Consider the following 21,245-nt stretch of genomic DNA (forward strand, 5'->3'; position numbering starts at 1 on the left):
ATACCACCAGCAGTGTTTGCGGCACGCTATCGCCAGCAGCGGACCACCGAACTATCAAGCAGTACCACTACCATGCAAACCTAGGACTTCTCTCCTTATCGCTGGTATGGCTGGAGGGGGAAGATCAATTCGCCGCCCTTACTCCCAACTCATCGCCCAAGCGTATAGCGCAATCATCATCATGACCTCCATCATCAGGCTGCCCAGTATGAAGAGCAAGGGCATGAACAGCAGAGAACCATAGTGCAGCACCAGAGCGGCGGCGAAATAATGCAGCGGAGCCTCCAGCAGCAGGTAGGCCAGGGAGACCCCAGTGAGGGCAAGCTTGTGCCAGATCGGCTTTTCCAGCACGTGAAAGGTCAGCGCGTGCACCCAGGGCATCAAAAACAGCAAGGTCAGCACAAAGGTCAGACAGGAGCTGTGATATTCGGGAAGAGAATGGTTGAAGGCTGCCGGCAATAGCGCGAAGTACACGCAGGAACAGCCCTGGATGATGACGAACAAGCGCAACAGGTAGCGCACCGGCATGTTTTCCGGGCTGATCAAAAACGACAGCAACAGCAGCAGCAGGCCGATGAGGCCGTTGCCCCACCATTGCCAGAACGAGGGCACCGAGGCCGGCAGGTCCAGCCAAGGCAGCCATAAACCCGGTATTTGCCCGTTTAGTATCTCCAGGCTGGAAAGCTGGGCCGGTACGCCGGTTACCTCTATGCTCCATTGCGTGACGAGCCGCCATAGTGCGAGCGTTTGCGGCAGGAAAGCGAGTAGCAACAGGTTGAACAGCAGCGGGATGCCGATGATCTCCAGCCAGCGAAGACGTTGGAAGGATTCGGTGCGCATGGCCCGGTGCAGGGAGATGAGTTCGCCCCCATGGCCGGTGTGGCGCAGCGCCTTGAAGTGTTTTAGACGTTCTTGAAGGCTCATGGCAGATTCCAGAACACGGCGGTGGTGATGCCGGAGCGATCGTAATAGGGGCTGTGATAGCGTTCAACGGCGGCATGGATGCCCCAATGCTTGCCTATCCACTCCCTCCAGCTCAGTTGATAGAGCTGACTGTCGAAGCTTTGCTTGGGCTGGTCGACCCCGATGGGCATATAACCCTCGCCGCCGGCGTTGACCGCCAGGGTGATCAGGCGCCAGCGGTCGCGCCCATAAGTCACCGCGCCGTAACCTTGCATGGAGCTTACGCTGCCGGGGTTGCTCAAGGTGCGGTGCACGCCGCCTTCCACCACCCAGGGCGCGTCGAAGTAATAGGCCATGCCCAAGGTCAGAATGCGGTCGCTATAGCCCTGGCGATTGTCGTTGTAGGCCAAGCCGAAGGTGGTGACCAGGTTGCGGTTGGGCAGCCATTTGCGGTTGAGAGCCGCGCCGTAGTGGGTGCCTGGCCAGAAGGTGCCGCCGCTGCTGCGTCCCAACTCCAGCCTGCCGTACCAGTCCGGGTTGATGTCGTGGTTCCAGCCGCCGTTCAAGGCCATGCCCCGTTCGCCGAAACGGCTGTCCTGCTCTGCGGTCCAGTCGAAGACGTTGCCGGCGTCGGTCTGCCAGACGCCGGACAGATAGACGCCATCCCAGGCAGGGTTGTCCCCTGTGAGGCGGGAGTGCTGTGCGCCGATCTCGATGCTGCGTGCCCATGAATACGGCTCCGGCGCCGATGGCGGGGCCTCGACCTCGGTATCCGCGAGAGCGGACGCCGTTTCCGGCGTATCAGGGGCCGCCATTTCGTCGGCGCGGGCATGCCCGGCAAGAGACAGGGCCAAAAGGCAGATTTGCGCTAATCGTTTACTGAGCATGGCTGCTCTCCAAAGTGTTGCTCGCTGTTTGCACGTATTCAAATCTAAGGTCCTGCCCGGATCGGGCGGTGACTCTCCAAGCGTCCGGCAGCGCTTCGATATCGGCCTGGCCGGACCGCAGCACGGGCGGCGTTGGGGTTTTGGGCAGCAGCCAGCTTTGCCGCGCCAAGGTTTTTGGGTTGTGCGCGCTGACGCTGATCCAGGAGGCGTCCCGGCCTTCCGCCGGCGCGGCTTGCCACTGGGTCAGTTCTCGTTGGGACAGGAAACGCGACAGGTCCGTCATCGTGTACCAATGAAACACCCCTTGTTTGCCCAAGGTCCGGGTTTGGGCCAGCCATTGGCGGACGGTCTGTTGATAGAAATAAACGCCCGGAGGGTGGAAATAGACTAGGCGCGCCACTCGTTGTTGTACCGCGAAGCGCGTCATGTCCTGCAGCCAAAGCGTCATCTGAGCGCTAGGCAATTTATTGCGCACGGCTTCTTCGAAGGAGGCGATGCCGCCGTTGGCCGATACCGGGAAAGCCCAGGGTCGACCATGCATGTTGGCGGGGTCGATATAGGCTCGGGTGGGCCCCATGGACAGGTCGCCCACGTAGTAATAAGCCAGTACGCCGTGTTGGCGCAGCCAGGCGGTTACCCAGTCCGGATGGTGGCCGTTGGGCGCGGAATACTCGGTGAGCGGTTGTTGGGTGAGTTTTTCAAGGTCTTGCTTGTTATTGGCGAGATAGGGCTCCCATCGTTTGCCGTTATGCTCATTGATGTTGAAGGCGAAGTAGTTGTGCGCCCAGCCGCCGTGTGCGCCGATTTCGTAACCCCGCTCGCTCAAGCGACGAACCCAGTCCTGAGCCCGCGGGTTGTGGGCAAGGTCCATGCCTCGGTGGTCGCCGGGCTGATTGGTGTCCGGCCCGGTGGTGAAATGGACGGAATAAGGGCCTTGCTCGAGAAAACCCAGTTTTTTGAGCAGGTCCAGATAGGGGATGGCGTTGGCGTCGTCGACGTGCCAGTTCATTACCAGGCCGCCGACGCCGTCCGGTACGGAAGCCAACTGGGGCAGATGCAGAACTTGGCTGTTGAAGAAGTTTAGATAGGAGTGCAGCCACAAGCCGTCGGTGCGTATTTTGAGAAAAGTGATCGGCAGGTTGACGAACAAGACCTTGCCGCGGCCATAGTCGCGCACGCCGGCAATCAAGGTGCCGTCCGGCCCTTCGGCCAACACGCGCCCCGGGAAGCGGCCGCGGGTAGCCAAGTAGCTGAAAGCCGCCTGGTCGTAGCCGTAGGTCGAGGCTTGCAGCATGAGGGACTTGCCGTCCGGATAGGGCTGGAAGCGGCCGGGCGTGATGCCGAGTTCGGCGACGGCGGACGGCGGCATCAGCATCAAATCCTTGCGCACCATCTGCTTGCCCAATTCCCGGTACAGCAGATAATCCACGCCCACCAGGCGTGATAGCGCCGGCTTGTCCAAAAAGCGGCCGCCGGCGTTTTCGCTGGCGGCGTCGTAATTGATCCATAAAGCGCCGCCGGCCTGCACATACTCCTCCAGCACCCCGGTCAGCGCCGCGTCGACGTAGCGGTGTATGGTGTCCGGCAAGATGATGCCGCGGAGGCGGGCGCGTTGTTCCGGTTCCATGCCCACCAGTTGGCTGGCGGTGATCTGCATCATCGCCACGCCGCCTTCGCTGGCGGCGTCTTGCCACGCCAGCGCGTATTTGCTGCTGGCCGGTTTGTCCGGCAGCAGCAAGGCGATGAAGGCCTGGGGCGGCGGCGTTTGCCTTGCGCGCCAGCTGTGCCAGATCGCGCTTGCCGCCAGTAGGAGTCCCAGCAGCAGGATGATGAACACCCAGCGGGGACATGATCGAATCTTATTCATTCTTCTAGCCTTTGCTCTTGCTCCGCCGTTGTGGCCAGGCGGTGCTCCAATCCTTGAAAAACCGCTTCCTCCAGCACATTCCAGCGCGGTGTTCCGCGCGCGGGAGCGGCCTTCTGCAACCAGGCACGCGCGGCGTCCTCCCGGCCGTCTCTTAACGCGGCCAGGGCCAGCACGCCCCAGGGAAAGTCCAGCTGCGCCTTGTCCTGAGCAAGCCAGGGCCGGCCTTCGCCCTGCAGCCAGGTGTCGAAGGAGGCTTGCCCCGGCATTGCCGGCATGCCCTCCATTTTGGGGAACAGTTGCGCGGCGGCTTCCGGGTAGAAGGCGACAGGGGGAAGGTCGCGGCTGGCGACGCGCCAGCGTCGGGTTTTCGTCTCCCAAAACGCTTTGGGAAGCGCCACGGCTAACTGCCGCATCCTCCGGCAACTGGCGCCTGTTCTGGCGCAGTCGTCGCGCAGCGCGGCGTAAACTTCGACGTTGTCCATCAAGTAGCCCAGCTTGACGCCCGCGGCATAGTCATAAATGCCGCTGCGGGTTTGCCTCAGCCGCCACAATGCCCGCCTGGCGCGCGCCAGCGATGCCTGAAGCGGCGGGGGCATGTCCTGTTGCCCATACCGCCGGCTCAGCAGGGAAATCCACATGGCCAGCGTGGAGTCGTCGGCGTCGGCGTCGGCCGTTCGGCGCCAGACACCATCCGTCTGGCGCTCGAAGCGGGGAAAGCTGCCGTTGCGTTCCTGCCTGGGTGCCAGCCACGCCACCCAAGCGTCCGTGGCCGGAGCGATGGATAAGCCCAGCTCCTCGGCCGTCAGCAAGGCTTTCATCGCGAAATAGGGGTCGACATGCCGTCCATGCGCTTGCAGCAGAATGGCGCCGTCCTCGTTCTGGTAGTCAGGCAGCTTGAACGCGCCGTCCGCGGCCTGGCTTGTTCCGCAACACAAGGCCAGCAGTAAATAGAGATGCTTCATCGGCCGCGCACCTTGCCGCGGACGCGGGCCCAGATGGTGCCGTGCGCGATCAGGGGCGGTGTTAGCAGCACCAAGCGCGAGGAGACGGTATTGGGCGAATCCGGCGCGCCCAATACCGAATGGGCGCCGATGACGACGAGCCGGTCCGCGACAACAGGGCCCAGCAAGAGACAGTTCTCCCGGCAGACGATGGAGTGATCGGAAACGACGGCGCCGTCCACGACCACCCCGCTGGCCAAGCGAACCGGTCCGCTAGCTTTGACGCTGCCCTCGATCCGGCAGCCGGGGCCGATGCTCAAGCCGCCGCGCACCACCAAGTGTCCGCGCAGCAAACTGTTTTCCGGCAACAGGAAATCGCCGTCGATTACCGTGCGGCGCATTTCCGCGTTAAAGGGGTGGGGGGTTTTCAAGTTTTCGATATTCACCTCCCGCAACAGCTTAGCCGGGGGAGGCTGGCGCGAAGGTTCGCCCATGCGGATGGTTGCCGCTTGAACGCGTTGGAAGCGGACAGGCCCCGAAATGTCCAGCGTGTCCTCGGCCACGGTGCGCCCGAACAACAAGCTGTCCGGCGCGATGCGGATGTTCCGGGCGCCGGCCCAACGTAGAATCGAACTGCTCCGCCCCAGGTTCAGATCGCCGTCGGCCAAGACGCTGCGCAGGATCACGCCCGGGCCGGTGACGACGTTGTCGTCGCAATGGATTTCTTTCAGGAAACTGAAGCGCGCCGGAATGCGCAACTCGCCCGCGGCCAAGACCTCCTCGTCCACGACCGGGCGGTTTTCCGGGCCGATGGCGTCCAGGCGAGCGTTCCAGTCTTGCCGCCGCTCGCCCAAGTCCAGCGTTTCCAGCCGTTGCCGGTAGTTGCGGGCGAAGACATCGGCGGTGCCGGTGTGCAGCCGGTTGATGCCCAGCGCGGAGGCGTCGGTCTTGCGCAGCAACTCCAACAGACCGGGCAAGAGCGGCAGCGCGATCAGCGGCGCCACGCCAAGCACGTAAAGTATGGCCATCATCCCGGCTGTCTCCGATACCGCTTGGTTTTATCCCAATGCAGCGTTCTGTTTTTCTTGAAGGGCTCGACCAGCGACTGCTGCAGCGTGGCTCGGGAAATGGTGACCAGACTGACCAAAAAGCCAAGAATGGCGAAAGGCAAAATACGCAGTCTCTTGCCGTTGCCGTCCAGATAGCAGGCGGCGCCGATCTCGAAAAAGGCAGCGAAATTGCCCATCGCGCTGTAGCAGACCAGGGCCAGGATCAGCAGGAGGCCGGGGGATGGCAGCATGCTGTCGAAAAAGAACAGCACCAAGGTGATGGCCCAGCCGAGCAGCAGCAGCGGGGACATGGCGTAAGTGCCCAACAGCAGGAGCCCGTCCAGTTTTTCCCGCCGCGGCACACCTCGGGTGCTCAGCAGCCGGCCGACATGCCGCGCCAGCGCCTGATTATGGCCGCGCGTCCAGCGCATCAATTGCCGGATGCGAACCGGCCAGCTCTCCGGCACCTCCTCGTAGCACTCGGAGCGGTTGGTGTAGACCGTGAGCCAGCCGCCGATTAGCAAGCGGTAAGTCAAATCGGTGTCTTCCGCCAGTACGTCGTCGTGCCAGCCGCCGACGCTGTTGAGCGCGGCGACGCGGATGCCGCCGACCGTGCCGCCGTACTGCGGCACCAGCTTCATATTCATCCTGGCCTGCTGGTCCACTTGGTAACCGCCCGCGCGTTCCATGTCCAGCATGCGGGTCAACAGGTTGGCGCCCGGGTTCAAGGGCACCACGCGGCCCATCACGGCGCCCACTTCCGGATCGAAGAACGGCGCGATCAATTGTTTGAGCAGGCCGCGGCTTGGCAGGTAGTCGGCGTCGAAGACAATGAACAGCTCGGTGTCGATTAAGGCCGTCGCATCCTTCAGCGCCGCGGCTTTGCCGGGCTTGCCCTGGGTGCGGTGAAACGGCCTGATCGCGTCCGGTCTGCGCGCCGCGATACGGTCTATGATGGCGCGCGTGCCGTCCGTGGAGCGGTCGTTGACGGGCATGATGATCATTTGTCCCGGCGGATAGTCGGACTCAAGCAGTGCCTCCATTGCATCGGCAATCACGGCCTCTTCATTGTGCGCCGCGATGAAAACCGTGACCTTGGGCCATTGCGCCGTTTCAATGTCCAGATAGGGGTGGCGCTGATGGCCGAACAGCCGATTCAAGGTGAACGCCATATGCCGTGCCGCGTACACCACGACCAAGAGCACCACGCCGTACAGTACGAAGCTCAGCGCGCGCAAAGGCCAGATGAAGGGCTGAGCGTTTGTGCGCATCAGCAAGGGGTCATCCTCTTGACTGACGGTGCGATGTCGCGCTTCTTCGATTTGGTCCATGATCAACTGCTGGGTATGGCGCAGATCGACGTTTTCCGAAGCGCCCTTGATGCTGATGGAGGGGTGAGGGGCGGCGGGCGAGTCCGGGTCTATGGGCAAGGCCTCCATGGCGGCCTTGCTGTCCGCAGAAGCGGCCGCAGTGTGGCGGCGCGTCTGATGGCCGGCGGTTTCAGCCTGATCTTTGGCGGACCAGGCCGGCGAACAGCAAACCAGCAAGCTCAGCCAAAGCAGAATGCCTTGCGCCAACTTCATCACTCTTCTCCTTGCAGGGCGGGAAGAGCGACGGCGGCCTGGCTTTCTTTGTCTGCCGACTGCGACAAGGATGAGAGAATGGCGGCGATGCGCCTGCCGGCGCAACCGTCCCCATAAGGGTTGTGGGCCTGGGACATGCTGCGGTAAGCCGCTTCATCATCCAGCAGTTCGCTGGCGTGCTGAACGATAAGCGCCGTTGTGGTCCCCACCAGCTTGGCGGTGCCGGCCGCAAGCGCCTCCGGCCTTTCCGTGGTGTCTCGTGTCACAAGCACCGGCTTGCCCAGCGCCGGCGCTTCTTCCTGTATGCCGCCGGAGTCGGTGATGATGAGGTGGCAGCGGGCCATCAGGTAGACGAAGGGCAGGTATTGCTGCGGGTCGATCAAATGAATGTTGCTCACCTGGGACAGCAGCGCATACACCGGTTTGCGCACATTGGGGTTCAAGTGCACCGGATAGACGATGTCCACGTCAGGGTAACGCTCAGCCAGCCGCACCAGAGCGCGGCAAAAGCTTTCAAACCTTTCCCCTAAATTTTCCCGGCGGTGGCCGGTGACCAGTATCACTCTCGCCTCCGGCCGCAGGAAGGCAAACTCGGAGGCGATGCCGGCCTTGAGGTCCGGCTGTTGTTCCAACTTCTTCACTGCCAATAGCAAGGTGTCGACAACGGTGTTGCCGGTGATGAAGACCCGATCTGGATCAACTTTTTCATTCCGCAGATTGAGGCAGGACTCCTCCGTGGGAGCGAAATGCCAGGATGCCAGAATGCCGGTGACGCGGCGGTTCATTTCCTCCGGCCAAGGCGAAGACAGGTCTCCGGTCCGCAAGCCCGCTTCAACATGTCCAATCGGAATCCGGCGGTAAAACGCGGCCAGGCTGGCGCCAAGCGTGGTGGCGGTGTCGCCGTGAACCAGCACGACGTCGGGCTGGACCTCCTCCAGGACTTTGTCTACAGCGTCCACCAGCCTTGCGGTCAAAGACGCCAAGCCCTGCGCCTGTTGCATCAGTTTCAGGTCGAAATCCGGTCGGATCCCGAAAAAGTCCAATACCTGATCCAACATCTCGCGATGTTGGCCGGTCACGCATACCTTGGACGCCACGCCCGGGCAGTCTTGCAGCGCGTGGATGACAGGCACCATCTTGATGGCTTCCGGACGGGTGCCAAAGATTGTTAGTACGGTAAACATATTATCTCCATCACAGCGATTCACGAGCACACAGCAGGGCTTGGTTTTGTTTGTTTTGTTAAAATCACTATAGTACGGTAGACATATCATATCTATCGCAGCTATTCACAAGCACTTAGCGAAGCTTAATTTTGTTTGTTTTGTTAAAACTACTGATTCACATTGTTTAAACTAAAGTAGCACACCCCCCATAAGAAATAAAGTTAAATATTTGTTTTAATTAAACGGTTTAATATGAGCGCGCTTTGGGCAGCCATTCACAAGCCTGCTGGAGCGCCATTGCAAGCCCCGGTCAGGTGAGTGCGCGCCGGCAAGCAATCCCATTGGATTGCACCTGGCCAAAGCGCTAGTGCAAGAGTCGCGACGGCGATGTGAAACTGCAATGGCATTTCTTTGTTAGCATGTCAGGACGTACGCATGGGGAGCGTTAATCATTTGGGAAGCAGACCTAAAGCGCCGGCGAGCGTGACTGACTTCCACCTGGGGAGAAGGGCCAATGGAAAAGAAGTGCCTAAAATGCGGATACCTGCGCGGCGATTCTCCGCGTGACCAGAGGACCCCGCATTACGCGTGTCCGCTGTGCCAGGCACCTTATCTGGAAATGTATCCGCAACCACTGCCGCGGCAGGAGCTGGAGCCCGTATCCCGGCTCAAATGGACGCATGCGGGCGCGGTAATCATCGTCTTGCTGACCGGCGCGGCGGGCTTGGCGTACACGGTCTGGCCCAGCCAGCAACAGGCGGAGGCCAGGAACGAGGCGGAGCTGAAGGAGGTCGCCGGCGTAGTGCTGCCGGGTGCGGAACAAGCCGCGGGGGAGTTGTGCGGTTCCGAGTCTTTCGCCGGCGGCGCCTTTTGCGCTTGGGCGCCGGCGCTGACGGATGTGGGACGTCAAGCGGCGCTGGTGCGCGACTGCATGGAAGTGACGTCGGTCAGGCTGCACCCCGGCAGTACGAGTCCGGAGCGGCCGGACTTCGCGGTGAGCTGCCGGGACGCCGCCGGGGAAGTGATGGAAATGAGCTTCAACGAGGGGGATTTGGCGGCTGGCGGGGGGGCCGCCGCGCAGGCTAGATGAGAGCGGCGTTTTCCCGCGTCACATCTTGACGCAGACATTGCTGATTTCGGAGTAGAAATCCAGCGAATGGCGGCCGCCTTCGCGGCCGAGGCCGGACAGCTTGCTGCCGCCGAAGGGCGTGCGCAGATCGCGCGCGTACCAGGCGTTGACCCAGACGATGCCGACCTGGACGCGCCGCGCCAACCGGTGGGCTCGGTCCAGCCGCTGGGTCCAAAGCGCGCAGGCCAGGCCGTAGGGACTGTCGTTGACGCGGCGCAGGACCTCCTCGTCGTCGTCGAACGGCGCGATGTGGCAGACCGGGCCGAAGATTTCCTCGCGCACGCAGCGCGCGTGGTCAGGCAGGCCGGTCCAGATCGTCGGGCGCACATAAGCGCCTTGGTCGCGCGCGTCGCCGAACTGCGGCGTTTCGCCGCCGGAGACCACCACCGCGCCTTCCTCGCGCGCCAGCGCGAAATAAGACAGCACCTTCTCGCGGTGCTGGCGCGACACCAGCGGGCCCAGGTCCACGCCGTCCTCGTCCGGATAGCCCAGTTTCAGGCCCTCGGCGCGGGCTTTCAGCGCGGCGACGAAGCGATCGAAGATAGGGCGTTCCACATAGACCCGCTCGGTGCACAGGCAGACCTGCCCGGTATTGAAGAAGGACGAGCGGGCCACGCCGGCCACCGCCGCGTCGAAGTCGGCATCGGCGAACACCACGGCGGCGTTTTTACCGCCCAGCTCGAAGGAAATGTCTTTCACGTCGTCGGCCACCGCCTTCATGATGGCGCTGCCGGTGCGAGATTCGCCGGTGAAGGACACGGCGCTGATTTGCGGCGCGCGGGTCAGGAATTCCCCGGCGGAGCCGGGGCCGAAGCCGTGAACCAGATTGAACACGCCGGCGGGGACGCCGGCATTGTCCATGACTTCGGCCAGCAAGGCGGCCGACGACGGGGTCTCCTCGGACGGCTTGCACACCACGGTGTTGCCCATCGCCAGCGCGGGGCCCAGCTTCCAGGTCAGCAGTAGCAGCGGCAGATTCCACGGCGCGATCACCGCCACCACGCCCAGCGGCTTGCGCACGGTGTAGTTGAACAGCAGGCTGCCGTCGGCTTGCGGGGTTTCGCAGCAATCGTCTACCTGAGCGACAGCGAGGTCGGCGAAAGTTCTGAAATTGGCGATGGCGCGCGGCAGGTCCAGCGTGCGGGCCAAATGCAGCGGGCGGCCGGTGTCCGCCACCTCGGCGGCGACGAAGTCGTCGAAGCGCGCCTGGATGCCGTCAGCCACCTTGTGCAGCAAGGCGGCGCGTTCCGGCGCGCTGTAGCAGCCCCAGGGCCCTTGCATCGCGTCGCTGGCGGCCTGGACGGCGCGAGCCACCTGAGCGGCGTCGGCTTCTACCGCCTGGTTCAGCAGGCGGCCGTCCACCGGGCTGATATTGTCGAAGCGTTGGCCTTCCTCTTCGAATCGGCCATTGATGTACAGCGGCAGCAGGGCGGGGCGGCTCATGGTTTCTATCCTCGTCAACGGGGGGGGGACGCCGCGGTCTTAGAACCTGTTTACGATCTGCTGTGCGTCGGCGATACGGCGTTGAAAATGGTTTCGAAATGCTCATGTACCGTCTGTACACTCCGCTGTCTCAACCGTTTTCGCCTTGTCTCGCCTTAGCTCGCGAGATCGTAAACACGTTCTTAAGGGGCGACGCAATATTGGCGAGTGTAGGAAAGGCGGCCTTGGGCGCGAAAATGAATAAATCGAGTCTTGCTATTCCCCGAGCTTATACCTGATCCGCCGCGTCCAGAGCGGCGGCGGCCAGTTTCAGACTGTCTATCATCTGCCGGGCAGCCGGCGTCAGCGGCTTGTCGGCGCGCACCGAGTAGCCGACGGCGGTGGGCGGCCCCACCTCGTCCAGCGGCAGCACCGCCAGCAGCTTGGCGGCGGCGAAGCGGCGCGCCGCCAGCCGCGGCATCAGGCCCAGGCAGTCCGAATCCACCAGCAGATTGACATTGGTCAGCAGGGACAGCGATTCCAGCAGATTGTCCGGCAGCGGGAGGCCGGCGTCGTGGAAGAACTGCTCGGCCACCAGGCGGGCCGGCGAATCCGGCGGCGGCAGAATCCACGGCCAGTCGCGCAGTTCGGCCAGGCTGGAGGGCGGCGCGGTCAAAAGCGGGTGGTGGCCGCCGGCCACGATGCACAGCCGGTTCAGATAGAGCGGTTGGTGGCGCAAGGGCAGTTTGCGGGTGAGCGGCGCTTCCGGGTCCGGCAGGCGGCCCACCACCAGATCCAGTTCGCCGGCGGCCAGCGCCGGGAACAGATAATCCTGCGGTCCCTCGCGCACGGTGACCAGCAGCTTGGGCGCATGGGCCTTCAGCCGCAGTATGGCCTGCGGCAGCAGGCTGGCGCTGGCGGAGATCTGGGTGCCGATGATGACATGGCCGCAAATGCCGCCCTTGAAGGCGTTGATCTCGTCGGTCAGATAGCGCAGCTCGGCGATCACCGACTTGACGCGCTCGCCCAGCAGCAGCCCATATTCGGTGGGCGTCACGCCGCGGTTGCCGCGCAGGAACAGCACGGTGTCCAGCTGCTGCTCCAGCTCGCGTATGGCCTTGGTCACCGCCGGCTGGGTCAGGTGCAGCTCGCGCGCGGCGCGGGCGATGGACTGGCAGCGCAGCACCCGGTCGAACACCAAGAGCGGCCGCAGCTTGAGCCGGTTCAACACCATATCGTGAACGGAAAAAGGCGTCAGAGGATCCATCGTCGCTCCTGTGAGGTTGGGACGGCGCGGCAGAAGACTATGGCATAACTTTAGGGAATAGCAGAAGCCCGGATATTCATTTTCTCCTTATCGTCGCGCTCCATAGACTGGACGCGTCCCACTGATACGGCCGGTTTAGTCCGCGCCGGAGCGCTTGATTAAGGAGAACGCCTTGAGCCCAGTTTCACCATCCGCACTGCAAGCCGCCGCCGAGCAGCTGCGCCGCGCCGCCGACGCCGGCCAGCCCTGCGCGCCGGTGCGCGGCCTGCTCGGCGAGAGAGACGTCGACGCCGCCTACCAGGTGCAAACGCTGAACGTCCGCCATGCCCAGGCCCAAGGCCGGCGGCTGGTGGGCAGCAAGATCGGCCTGACCTCGGCCGCGGTGCAGCGGCAGTTGGGCGTGGCGCAGCCGGATTTCGGCCGCCTGTTCGCCGACATGGCGGTGTGCGACGGCGAGGAGATAGACAGCCGGCGGCTGCTGCAGCCCAAGATAGAGGCGGAAGTGGCGCTGCTGCTGGGGCGCGATCTGGACCACGACAAGCACACGCTGGCCGATCTGTTCCGCGCGGTGGACGCGGTATTGCCGGCGCTGGAGATTGTGGACAGCCGCATCGCCGGCTGGGATATCCGCATCAGCGACACTATCGCCGACAACGCGTCCAGCGGCCTGTTTGTGCTGGGCAACCGGCCTCGGCGGTTGGCCGACGTCGATCTGCTCGGCTGCGGTATGACGATGGAGTTGCGCGGCGAGCCGGTTTCGGTGGGCGTCGGCGCGGCTTGTCTGGGCAACCCGCTGCTGGCCGCGCTGTGGCTGGCGGACACGATGGCGCGGCGCGGCGAGCCGCTCAAGGCAGGCGACATCGTGCTGACCGGCGCGCTGGGACCGATGGCGCCGGCGAGGGCCGGCGACGTGTTCACCGCTCGCATCCAGGGCTTGGGCGAAGTATCGGCCCGCTTCGCCTCACTTCAGGGAGCCTCCTCATGAACCATTCCGCTCGCGTTAAAGCCGCCATCATCGGTTCCGGCAATATCGGTTGTGATCTGATGGTCAAACTCTTGCGCCACGGCCGGCAACTGGAACTGGCCGCCATGATAGGCATCGATCCCGATTCCGACGGCCTGGCCCGCGCGCGCCGCCTGGGCCTGGCCACTAGCCACCAGGGCGTGGAAGGGCTGCTGGCCATGCCTGGCGCCGCCGACATCCGCCTGGTGTTCGACGCCACCTCGGCCGGCGCCCACGCGCGCCACGAGCGGCTGTTGCGTCCGCGCGGCGTTCGGGTGATAGACCTGACGCCCGCCGCCATCGGGCCCTACGTGGTGCCGGCGGTGAATCTGGACGCGCACCTGGACGCGCCCAACATCAATATGGTCACCTGCGGCGGCCAGGCCACCATTCCGATCGTAGCGGCGGTGGCGGTGGTGACGCCGGTGTTCTACGGCGAAATCGTCGCCTCCATCGCCAGTCAATCGGCCGGCCCCGGCACCCGCGCCAATATCGATGAATTCACCGAAACCACCGCTCAGGCCATCGTTGGCGTCGGCGGCGCGCGTCACGGCAAGGCCATCATCATCCTCAACCCGGCGGAGCCGCCGCTGATGATGCGGGATACGGTGTTTTGCCTGACCGCGCCAGCGGACCGGGACGCCATCGCCCGCTCGGTGGCCGCGATGGCGGACAAGGTGAGCGCCTACGTTCCCGGCTACCGGCTGAAACAGGAGGTGCAGTTCGAGGCGGTGCCGGCGGAAGCGCTGGCGGCCTACCCGGAGCTGGCACAGAGCGGCGGGCTCAAGGTGTCGGTCTTCATCGAGGTGGAAGGCGCGGCCCACTATCTGCCGGCCTACGCCGGCAATCTGGACATCATGACATCAGCGGCGATGGCCTGCGGCGAACGCGTCGCCGCCCGCCTGCTGCAAGCCTGAGGAGCCCGGTATGGACAAACTGTATATTTCCGACGTGACCCTGCGCGATGGCTCGCACGCGGTTCGTCACCGTTATTCGCTGGCCCAGGTGCGCGCCATCGCCGCGGCGCTGGACGCGGCCGGGGTGGATTCCATTGAGGTGGCGCACGGCGACGGGCTGGAGGGTTCCAGCTTCAACTACGGCTTCGGCGCCCATAGCGACGTGGAGTGGATCGCCGCGGCGGCCGAGTCGGTGCGCAACAGCAAGATCGCCACCTTGCTGCTGCCCGGCATCGCCACCGTCCGCGCCCTGCGCAACGCTTACGACGCCGGCGCGCGCATTGCGCGCATCGCCACCCACTGCACCGAGGCCGACATCGCCAGACAGCACATCGGCTACGCGCGAGAGCTGGGCATGGATGCCGTCGGTTTCCTGATGATGTCGCATATGAGCACGCCGCAGCGGCTGGCGGAGCAAGCCAAGCTGATGGAAAGCTACGGCGCTCACTGCGTCTACGTGGTGGATTCCGGCGGCGCCTTGTTGATGCAGGAGGTGAGAGACCGTTTCCGCGCCTTGCGCGACGCGCTGAGGCCGGAAACGGAAACCGGCATGCACGCCCATCACAATCTGTCCCTGGGCGTGGCCAACAGCATCGTGGCGGTGGAAGAAGGCTGTCGCCGCGTCGACGCCTCGCTGGCCGGCCAGGGCGCCGGCGCCGGCAACGCGCCGCTGGAAGTGTTCATCGCCGCCGCCGAGCGGCTGGGATGGAATCACGGCTGCGACCTGATCCGGCTGATGGACGCCGCCGACGACTTGGTGCGGCCCACCCAGGACCGCCCGGTGCGGGTGGACCGCGAAACGCTGGCGCTGGGCTACGCCGGCGTCTATTCCAGTTTCCTGCGTCATGCGGAAACGGCGGCGCGGCAGTATGGCTTGAAAACCCTGGACATCCTGCTGGAAGTGGGACGCCGCCGCATGGTGGGCGGCCAGGAGGACATGATAGTCGACGTGGCGCTGGACTTGCTCAAGGCCAAAGGAGGCGCGGCATGACGGATTTTGTTCAAACCTGCGCCCGCGAACTGGACATCGCGACCCAAACCGGCGAAGCCCTTGATCAACTGAGCGCGCGGCAAGCCTTCGATCTGGCACAGGCCTACCGCATCCAGCAGGCCGGCATCGCGCTGCGTCAGCATCGCGGCGAACGCGTGCTGGGACTGAAACTGGGCTTTACCAGTCGGGCCAAGCGCGTGCAAATGGGCGTGGACGCGCTGATCTGGGGCGAACTGACCGACGCGATGCAGTTGGCGGACGGCGGCGAGCTGAACCTGGCCCGCCTGATCCATCCGCGAGTGGAACCGGAAATCGCCTTCATCACCGCGCGGGATATCTCGCGGCCGCTGTCCCTGGCCGAGGCCGGTCTTGCGCTGGCCGGCGTGGCGCCGGCGCTGGAGATCATCGATTCGCGCTACCGCGACTTTCGTTTCAGCCTGGAGGACGTGGTGGCGGACAACTGTTCTTCGTCCCATTTCGTCGTCGGCCCGCTGAGCCCGCCGGACACGCCGCTGGACAATCTGGGCGTGACGCTGCGCTTCAACGGCCGGCCGGCGCAACTGGGCAGCAGCGCCGCCATCCTGGGCCAGCCGCTGCGCGCGCTGATGGAAGTGTCCGCGCTGCTGCATGCGGAAGGACGCACGCTGCCGGCCGGTTCCTTGCTGCTGGCCGGCGCCGCCACCGCGGCAGAGCCGCTGCGCGCCGGCCTGCACGTCGGCGTGGAGATCGCCGGCCTGGGCCGCTGCGAGTTTGAAACCAGCGGGAGCGCCGCATGAGCACCCAAGCCACCATCGTCAGCGGCAAGGCCGCGCCGCGCGGCCGCTTTCCGCATCTGAAGCGGGCCGGGGACTTCCTCTTTGTTTCCGGAACCAGCTCGCGACGGCCGGACAACAGCATAGCCGGCGCCGAAGCCGACGCCATGGGCGCGACGCGCCTGGACATCGCCTTGCAAACCCGGGCGGTGATCGAGAATATCCGCGACATCTTGGCCACGGCCGGCGCCGGGCTGGCCGATGTGGTTGAAATCAGTGCCTACCTGGTGGATATGAACGATTTCGCCGCATACAACCAGGTTTACGCCGAGTACTTCGACGAGGAAGGGCCGACGCGGACCACGGTGGCGGTGCATCAGCTGCCGCATCCGCATTTGCGCGTTGAAATCAAGGCGATCGCCTACAAACCACTTTAGACGGCGTTGACCACAAGGGAAGGAAGCGCAATGGAATTGCAATACGGCATGCCTCTCAATCTGTTGGATTGGGCGCAAGGAAATCAAAGCCGACTTAAGCCGCCAGTATGCAACGCAGCTATCTGGCCGGACGGCGACTACATCATCAATATGGTGGGCGGGCCGAATACCCGCACCGATTTTCACGACAACCCCACCGAGGAAATCTTCTACCAGATCCAGGGCAACGCCTATCTGGAGATCTGGGACCGCGGGCGTTTCGACCGCATCGAGCTGCGCGAGGGCGACGCCTTCCTGCTGCCGGCCCATGTCATCCACTCGCCGCAACGGCCGGAACCCGGCCTGTGCCTGTTGGTGGAGAAGCCGCGGCCGGCCGGCGAGCACGACAGCCTGCAATGGTACTGTCCGGTTTGCGCCACTGAGGTCTGGCGCTTCTCCAAGCAGCTGGAAAGCCTGGTGGACGACTTGCCCAAGGCTTATCAGCTGTTTTACGCGCGGAGCGAGGACGAACGCCGTTGCCGCCATTGCGGCACCGTGCACCCAGGCAAGGATTACGCCGCCTGGCATGGACTGAGGCAGCGGTCCAACCATTGAGAACCTGTTTAGACCCGCTAACAAACTCCCTGATGCTGCGTTGCCCCGACTTGTCGTACTCATTGCACTGTCTGCGTCGGCGCGCCTTGCCTCAGCCGTAAAACTGAGTTTTGTCAGCGGCTCTTCATTCCTGCTGCGCTTCAGCGGGATGGATTGAAATGGGCGTTGAAAACGCCTTGTTTCGCTTTAGCTCGCGAGCCTTAAACAGGTTCTTGAAGAAACGCCGTTAACTAGAGAAACGCCGCCATGATAGACATCCACTCCCATTTTTTTCCGCGGATCAGCCAGGCCGAGGCGGCCCGGCTGGACCCGCGGCGCGGGCCCTGGCTGGAAACCTCCGGTCGCAACGGGCAGATCATGGTAGGCGACCAGCCGTTCCGGCCGGTGCACGATGCGCTGTGGGACGGCGCGCGCCGGCTGGCCTGGCTGGACGAGCAGGGAGTCGATACGCAGATCATGTGCGCGACGCCGGTGATGTTCGCCTACGCCGCGTCGATAGAACGCGCCTTGCCTTGGGCGCAACTGATGAACGACCGCGCGCTGGAGATGGCCGCCGTTGCGCCGCGGCGTTTGAAAGTCCTGGCGCAAGTGCCCTTGCAGGATATCGACGCCGCCTGCCGCGAAGCCAGCCGCGCTTGCGACGCCGGTCACATCGGCGTGCAGATCGGCAACCACGTCGGCGAGCGGGATCTGGACGACGAGGGCCTGCTGACGTTTCTGGGCCATTGTGCCGCCGAGAACATCCCGCTCTTGGTGCACCCATGGGACATGATGGGCGCCGGTGAGAGGATGAAGCGCTGGATGCTGCCCTGGCTGGTGTCGATGCCGGCGGAAACCCAGCTGGCCATCCTGTCGCTCATCCTGTCCGGCGCTTTCGAACGGCTGCCGGCCAGCCTGAAAATCTGCTTCGCCCACGGCGGCGGCAGTTTCGCCTATCTGTTGGGACGGGTGGATAACGCCTGGGAGCAGCGGGACATCGTGCGCGAAGACTGCCCGCGGCGGCCGTCCAGCTATCTGGACCGCTTTTACGTGGACTCAGCGGTGTTCGATCCCGGCGCGTTGCGGCTATTGATCTCCACCATGGGCGCGGAGCGGGTGATGTTGGGCTCGGACGCGCCGTTTCCCCTGGGCGAACAGATGGTGGGTGGCCTGATCCGCGACACGGTGACGGACGAGGAGGACCGCCAGCGGCTGCTGGCCGGCAACGCGCGGGCCTTCTTCAATCTATAGCGCGGCTCAACTCAGCAGCCAGCCCAGCAACAAGCCGCCGAACAACAGCCATTTCAGCGCGTAATAGCCAAGGCGGCTCTGCGCCTTGATGCGCTTGCCGAACAGCCGCACCGCCTGCACATAGCGGAACAGACGATTGAGCGCGCCGGTACGGTCTCCGTCCTGGTTGGGGGAGCTGGCGGCGCCCAGCAGCAGGCGGCTGATCAGGCGGTTTCCCCAGGCCGCAAGCCGGAAGCGCATTGGGCGCTCGATATCGCAGAACAGGATGATGCGCTGCTCAGTGGTGGCGTTTTCCGCGTGGTGTAGATAGGTTTCGTCGAACATCACCGCCTCGCCGTCGCGCCAGCTGTAGCGTTCGCCGTCCACCTCGATGTAGCAGGCCTCGTTTTGCGGCGTGGACAGGCCCAAATGGAAGCGCACTGAACCGGCGAAGGGATCGCGGTGGCGAACCAGCCGGCTGCCCGGCGGCAAGCTGGCGAACATCGCCGCCTTCACCGAGGGAATGCTTTGCAGCAGCGCGGTCGTGTACGGGCACAGCTTGGCCGCGGACGGGTGAGGCTGGTCGTACCACTTGAGATAGAAGCGCTTCCAGCCGGTCTTGAAAAAGGAATTGAAGCCCAGGTCGTCGTAACGATCGGACGCCTTGATCGCGCCATCGTCGGACAAGGCCAGCGCCTCGGCGCGAATGCGTTGCCAGTTGTCGCTCAACGTCTGTAGTTCCGGAAAGCGCTGCAACGGCAAATAGGGGCGCGCGGGCAGGGTGGAGAACAGGTAGCAAAAGCAGTTGATGGGCGCCATGAAGGTGGAGTGGTCTGTCAATTGCCGCCAGAAGCCCAAGCGTTGACGGCCGCGATAATGGATGTAGACGGTACAAAACGCAAAAAGAAGAAGGATGGAAAGTTTGATATACGGCATTTTTGGGCTAGTCCTTGAAATAATATGCTTAATTTCAAACAAATTCCGGATTTAAACGACTGTCCATTGGTTTAGTTGAGTAGGATGTGGCTGGGCTTGGCGGCTGCCGCGCAAAGCGGCTGCCCTCCGCTCCAAAACAGCCGAAACCGGCTGTCGCCGTCGCCCTATACGACCGACGCGCGCCCAGGGCGCTGCCTAGAATGGTTCGAGCGAGAACGGCCCCGCGCCGTCCCCATCAACCATTCGGTTGCTGGGCCGCCTGATCAAGGAGCCTGCCCATGCATTTCACCCATGCGATCACCCGCCTGCCTGCCGACACCGTGGCCGGCGGTTTGACTACCGCCAACATCGGCGCGCCGGACCCGGCGCTGACTCGCTCCCAATTTCGCGATTACGTGGACATTCTGCTGCGCCTGGGCTTGACCGTCAGCACCTTGCCGGCCCAGCCCGACTTCCCCGACGCCCATTTCGTTGAAGACACTGCGGTATTGATGCCGGAGCTGGCGGTGATCACCCAACCCGGCGCGCCGGCCCGCCGTGGCGAGGTGAGCAGCATTGCGCCCTTGGTGTCCCGCTTCCGCCACGCGGTGTGGATGGACGGCGACGCGCGCATGGACGGCGGCGATGTCTTGATGATAGACAAGCGTTTCTTCGTCGGCCTGACCAGCCGCACCAACGAGGCCGGGATCAGCCAGTTCGCCGCCGCGGTGGAAAAGTTCGGTTATGTCGTCACCGCGGTGGAAGTCAGCGCCGGCCTGCATCTGAAGTCCATCGTCAATTACGTGGGCCGCAACACGCTGATTCTGTCCGAGGACCGCGCCGACGATCCGGTATTCCGCGGTTATCAGCAGATCGTGCTGGCTAAGGAAGAGGAATACGCCGGCAACACCTTGTGGATCAACGATACCCTGATCACGCCAAGTGCTTACCCGGACACGCTGCGCAAGCTGAAGACGCTGGGCCTGCCCATCATCGAGACCGACACCAGCGAAATCCGCAAGATGGATGGGGGCTTGACCTGCATGTCCCTGCGTTTCTAAGAACCTGTTTACGATCTGCTGCGCGTTGGCGATACGGCGTTGAAATCGGCTTCAAAATGCTCATGTACCGTATGTACACTCCGCTTTTTCAGCCGCAACGCCTTGTCTCGCTCTAGCTCGCGAGATCGTAAACACGTTCTAAAAGCAGCGCTGTTTTATTCGCCACCGGCCGCAGAGCCGGGGAGATTCAGAACCTGCCGCCGACGCGCAGCCGGCCATGAACAGGCTTCATAAGGAGAAAAAGATGAGAACCATCCATATCGCGCTTTTGCTGGCGCTAAGCGCAGGCCCTGTACTGGCCAAGGACATCAAGCAGATCCGCTGGGGCGTGGACGGCGGCTACCCGCCGTTCGACGTGCTGGCGCCCAACGGAGAGATCACCGGTTTCGATCCGGACATCGCCAAAGCCGTCTGCGCCGAACTCAAGGCCCGCTGCGTCTTCGTCAAGCAGCCGTTCGACAGCATGATAGCCGCACTCAACGCCAATAAATTCGACGCCGTCATTGCCTCGCTGAATGTGACGGCGGAGCGGCAAAAACAGGTGGACTTCAGCGACAAATACTACGCGTCCGCCTCTCAGCTGGTGGCGCGCAAAGGCAGCCCGTTGCGGCCCACGCCGCAGTCGCTGGCCGGCAAGACCGTGGGCGTGCAGTCCGGCTCGGTGCACGAGCAGTACGCCAAGGCCAACTGGGGCGGCGGCAAGGTGAAGATTGTTACCTACGCCAATCAGGACAACGTCTATCTGGACCTGGCCTCCGGCCGAATCGACGCCGCCTTGCAGGACAATATCCAGGCCGAAACCAGCTTTCTACGCACCGAGCGCGGCAAGCAGTTCGCTTTCGCCGGCTCCAAACTGGGCGAATCCATCCCTGTGGCCATCGCGGTGCGCAAGAGCGATCCGGAACTGAAGGCGGCGATCAACCGCGCCATCGCCGCCATCCGCGCCAACGGGGTGTACGAAGGCGTGCGCAAGAAATACTTCGGCTTCGATATTTACCACTAAGAACGTGTTCAAAGTCTGCGGCGCTTCGTGAGACTTGCTACGGGGATTACTGCTTCGAAATGCTCATGTACCAAACGGACATCCCGCGTTGTTCGCAGTCTTCGCCTTGT

At 63.5% G+C, this 21,245-nt stretch carries 20 protein-coding genes; 10 read left to right on the forward strand and 10 right to left on the reverse strand.

Annotation, left to right across the window (positions count from 1 at the left end):
* Nucleotides 1–138: 138 nt before the first annotated feature.
* From B0T39_RS20920 to wecB, 7 genes are all read right to left on the reverse strand, one after another.
* Complete coding sequence (locus B0T39_RS20920; RefSeq protein ID WP_081550083.1) at nucleotides 139–924, reverse strand: hypothetical protein; 786 nt, start codon at nucleotides 922–924, stop codon at nucleotides 139–141.
* Nucleotides 921–1,718, reverse strand: a complete 798-nt coding sequence (locus B0T39_RS20925; RefSeq protein ID WP_176219621.1) for a YaiO family outer membrane beta-barrel protein — start codon at nucleotides 1,716–1,718, stop codon at nucleotides 921–923. Before B0T39_RS20925 ends, B0T39_RS20920 begins: the two co-directional genes overlap by 4 nt.
* Before the next feature lie 61 nt (nucleotides 1,719–1,779).
* Entirely contained in the window at nucleotides 1,780–3,657 is a 1,878-nt protein-coding gene (locus B0T39_RS20930) for a polysaccharide deacetylase family protein (RefSeq protein WP_081550086.1), read from the reverse strand.
* Nucleotides 3,654–4,619, reverse strand: a complete 966-nt coding sequence (locus tag B0T39_RS20935) for a hypothetical protein (RefSeq protein ID WP_081550088.1) — start codon at nucleotides 4,617–4,619, stop codon at nucleotides 3,654–3,656. The genes B0T39_RS20930 and B0T39_RS20935 overlap by 4 nt, the downstream gene beginning before the upstream one ends.
* Nucleotides 4,616–5,629, reverse strand: a complete 1,014-nt coding sequence (locus B0T39_RS20940) for a hypothetical protein (protein WP_081550090.1) — start codon at nucleotides 5,627–5,629, stop codon at nucleotides 4,616–4,618. The genes B0T39_RS20935 and B0T39_RS20940 overlap by 4 nt, the downstream gene beginning before the upstream one ends.
* A complete protein-coding gene (locus tag B0T39_RS20945; protein ID WP_081550092.1) occupies nucleotides 5,626–7,230 on the reverse strand; it encodes a glycosyltransferase family 2 protein in 1,605 nt (534 codons plus the stop codon). Before B0T39_RS20945 ends, B0T39_RS20940 begins: the two co-directional genes overlap by 4 nt.
* Nucleotides 7,230–8,414 carry a non-hydrolyzing UDP-N-acetylglucosamine 2-epimerase gene (wecB, locus tag B0T39_RS20950; RefSeq protein WP_081550094.1) on the reverse strand — a complete coding sequence of 395 codons (1,185 nt, stop codon included), beginning with the start codon at nucleotides 8,412–8,414 and terminating at the stop codon, nucleotides 7,230–7,232. Before wecB ends, B0T39_RS20945 begins: the two co-directional genes overlap by 1 nt.
* 601 nt (nucleotides 8,415–9,015) lie before the next feature.
* Here wecB and B0T39_RS20955 point away from each other — a divergent pair.
* A complete protein-coding gene (locus B0T39_RS20955) occupies nucleotides 9,016–9,486 on the forward strand; it encodes a hypothetical protein (protein ID WP_141111334.1) in 471 nt (156 codons plus the stop codon).
* A gap of 18 nt (nucleotides 9,487–9,504) precedes the next feature.
* On the opposite strand, the gene B0T39_RS20960 is transcribed toward B0T39_RS20955, so the two are convergent.
* A complete protein-coding gene (locus tag B0T39_RS20960) occupies nucleotides 9,505–10,968 on the reverse strand; it encodes a 2-hydroxymuconic semialdehyde dehydrogenase (RefSeq protein ID WP_081550098.1) in 1,464 nt (487 codons plus the stop codon).
* A 268-nt stretch (nucleotides 10,969–11,236) separates the two neighbouring features.
* Nucleotides 11,237–12,214, reverse strand: coding sequence for a LysR substrate-binding domain-containing protein (locus B0T39_RS20965; RefSeq protein WP_081550100.1), 978 nt, complete (start codon nucleotides 12,212–12,214; stop codon nucleotides 11,237–11,239).
* A gap of 172 nt (nucleotides 12,215–12,386) precedes the next feature.
* On the opposite strand from B0T39_RS20965, the gene B0T39_RS20970 reads away from it, so the two are divergent.
* The 7 genes from B0T39_RS20970 (at nucleotide 12,387) to B0T39_RS21000 (ending at nucleotide 18,177) form a co-directional block, all read left to right on the forward strand.
* On the forward strand, nucleotides 12,387–13,199 hold the full coding sequence (locus B0T39_RS20970; protein WP_081550102.1) for a 2-keto-4-pentenoate hydratase: 813 nt from the start codon (nucleotides 12,387–12,389) through the stop codon (nucleotides 13,197–13,199).
* Entirely contained in the window at nucleotides 13,196–14,134 is a 939-nt protein-coding gene (locus B0T39_RS20975) for an acetaldehyde dehydrogenase (acetylating) (protein ID WP_081550104.1), read from the forward strand. The genes B0T39_RS20970 and B0T39_RS20975 overlap by 4 nt, the downstream gene beginning before the upstream one ends.
* Before the next feature lie 10 nt (nucleotides 14,135–14,144).
* Nucleotides 14,145–15,164, forward strand: a complete 1,020-nt coding sequence (gene dmpG, locus B0T39_RS20980) for a 4-hydroxy-2-oxovalerate aldolase (RefSeq protein WP_081550106.1) — start codon at nucleotides 14,145–14,147, stop codon at nucleotides 15,162–15,164.
* A complete protein-coding gene (locus tag B0T39_RS20985; protein WP_081550108.1) occupies nucleotides 15,161–15,940 on the forward strand; it encodes a 2-keto-4-pentenoate hydratase in 780 nt (259 codons plus the stop codon). The genes dmpG and B0T39_RS20985 overlap by 4 nt, the downstream gene beginning before the upstream one ends.
* A complete protein-coding gene (locus tag B0T39_RS20990) occupies nucleotides 15,937–16,353 on the forward strand; it encodes a RidA family protein (protein WP_081550110.1) in 417 nt (138 codons plus the stop codon). The genes B0T39_RS20985 and B0T39_RS20990 overlap by 4 nt, the downstream gene beginning before the upstream one ends.
* A 30-nt stretch (nucleotides 16,354–16,383) precedes the next feature.
* Nucleotides 16,384–16,947: a 3-hydroxyanthranilate 3,4-dioxygenase gene (locus B0T39_RS20995; RefSeq protein WP_081550112.1), complete on the forward strand. Its 564-nt coding sequence runs from the start codon at nucleotides 16,384–16,386 to the stop codon at nucleotides 16,945–16,947.
* A gap of 246 nt (nucleotides 16,948–17,193) precedes the next feature.
* The gene (locus B0T39_RS21000; RefSeq protein WP_081550114.1) at nucleotides 17,194–18,177 is read left to right on the forward strand and encodes an amidohydrolase family protein; all 984 of its coding nucleotides are present in this window, start codon (nucleotides 17,194–17,196) and stop codon (nucleotides 18,175–18,177) included.
* A gap of 6 nt (nucleotides 18,178–18,183) precedes the next feature.
* On the opposite strand, the gene B0T39_RS21005 is transcribed toward B0T39_RS21000, so the two are convergent.
* Complete coding sequence (locus tag B0T39_RS21005) at nucleotides 18,184–19,092, reverse strand: aspartyl/asparaginyl beta-hydroxylase domain-containing protein (protein ID WP_217806305.1); 909 nt, start codon at nucleotides 19,090–19,092, stop codon at nucleotides 18,184–18,186.
* A gap of 278 nt (nucleotides 19,093–19,370) precedes the next feature.
* Between B0T39_RS21005 and B0T39_RS21010 the strand changes: the two genes are divergently transcribed.
* Nucleotides 19,371–20,132, forward strand: coding sequence for a dimethylarginine dimethylaminohydrolase family protein (locus tag B0T39_RS21010; protein WP_081550116.1), 762 nt, complete (start codon nucleotides 19,371–19,373; stop codon nucleotides 20,130–20,132).
* Between the two features lie 244 nt (nucleotides 20,133–20,376).
* Nucleotides 20,377–21,135: a transporter substrate-binding domain-containing protein gene (locus tag B0T39_RS21015; protein ID WP_081550118.1), complete on the forward strand. Its 759-nt coding sequence runs from the start codon at nucleotides 20,377–20,379 to the stop codon at nucleotides 21,133–21,135.
* The last annotated feature ends 110 nt before the right edge of the window (nucleotides 21,136–21,245 follow it).

The sequence above is a fragment of the Chromobacterium haemolyticum genome (assembly GCF_002081825.1).
GTDB lineage: Bacteria > Pseudomonadota > Gammaproteobacteria > Burkholderiales > Chromobacteriaceae > Chromobacterium > Chromobacterium fluminis.

Bases quoted from the DNA above. Each gene is read 5' to 3' on its own strand.
- B0T39_RS20920 (WP_081550083.1), bottom strand. From the start codon at position 924: ATGAGCCTTCAAGAACGTCTAAAACACTTCAAGGCGCTGCGCCACACC.
- B0T39_RS20930 (WP_081550086.1), bottom strand. From the start codon at position 3,657: ATGAATAAGATTCGATCATGTCCCCGCTGGGTGTTCATCATCCTGCTG.
- B0T39_RS21005 (WP_217806305.1), bottom strand. From the start codon at position 19,092: ATGCCGTATATCAAACTTTCCATCCTTCTTCTTTTTGCGTTTTGTACC.
- B0T39_RS21000 (WP_081550114.1), top strand. From the start codon at position 17,194: ATGATAGACATCCACTCCCATTTTTTTCCGCGGATCAGCCAGGCCGAG.
- B0T39_RS20965 (WP_081550100.1), bottom strand. From the start codon at position 12,214: ATGGATCCTCTGACGCCTTTTTCCGTTCACGATATGGTGTTGAACCGG.
- B0T39_RS21015 (WP_081550118.1), top strand. From the start codon at position 20,377: ATGAGAACCATCCATATCGCGCTTTTGCTGGCGCTAAGCGCAGGCCCT.
- B0T39_RS20940 (WP_081550090.1), bottom strand. From the start codon at position 5,629: ATGATGGCCATACTTTACGTGCTTGGCGTGGCGCCGCTGATCGCGCTG.
- B0T39_RS20955 (WP_141111334.1), top strand. From the start codon at position 9,016: ATGTATCCGCAACCACTGCCGCGGCAGGAGCTGGAGCCCGTATCCCGG.
- B0T39_RS20960 (WP_081550098.1), bottom strand. From the start codon at position 10,968: ATGAGCCGCCCCGCCCTGCTGCCGCTGTACATCAATGGCCGATTCGAA.
- B0T39_RS20945 (WP_081550092.1), bottom strand. From the start codon at position 7,230: ATGAAGTTGGCGCAAGGCATTCTGCTTTGGCTGAGCTTGCTGGTTTGC.
- B0T39_RS20985 (WP_081550108.1), top strand. From the start codon at position 15,161: ATGACGGATTTTGTTCAAACCTGCGCCCGCGAACTGGACATCGCGACC.
- B0T39_RS20995 (WP_081550112.1), top strand. From the start codon at position 16,384: ATGGAATTGCAATACGGCATGCCTCTCAATCTGTTGGATTGGGCGCAA.
- B0T39_RS20975 (WP_081550104.1), top strand. From the start codon at position 13,196: ATGAACCATTCCGCTCGCGTTAAAGCCGCCATCATCGGTTCCGGCAAT.
- wecB (WP_081550094.1), bottom strand. From the start codon at position 8,414: ATGTTTACCGTACTAACAATCTTTGGCACCCGTCCGGAAGCCATCAAG.
- B0T39_RS21010 (WP_081550116.1), top strand. From the start codon at position 19,371: ATGCATTTCACCCATGCGATCACCCGCCTGCCTGCCGACACCGTGGCC.
- B0T39_RS20935 (WP_081550088.1), bottom strand. From the start codon at position 4,619: ATGAAGCATCTCTATTTACTGCTGGCCTTGTGTTGCGGAACAAGCCAG.
- B0T39_RS20925 (WP_176219621.1), bottom strand. From the start codon at position 1,718: ATGGCGGCCCCTGATACGCCGGAAACGGCGTCCGCTCTCGCGGATACC.
- B0T39_RS20990 (WP_081550110.1), top strand. From the start codon at position 15,937: ATGAGCACCCAAGCCACCATCGTCAGCGGCAAGGCCGCGCCGCGCGGC.
- dmpG (WP_081550106.1), top strand. From the start codon at position 14,145: ATGGACAAACTGTATATTTCCGACGTGACCCTGCGCGATGGCTCGCAC.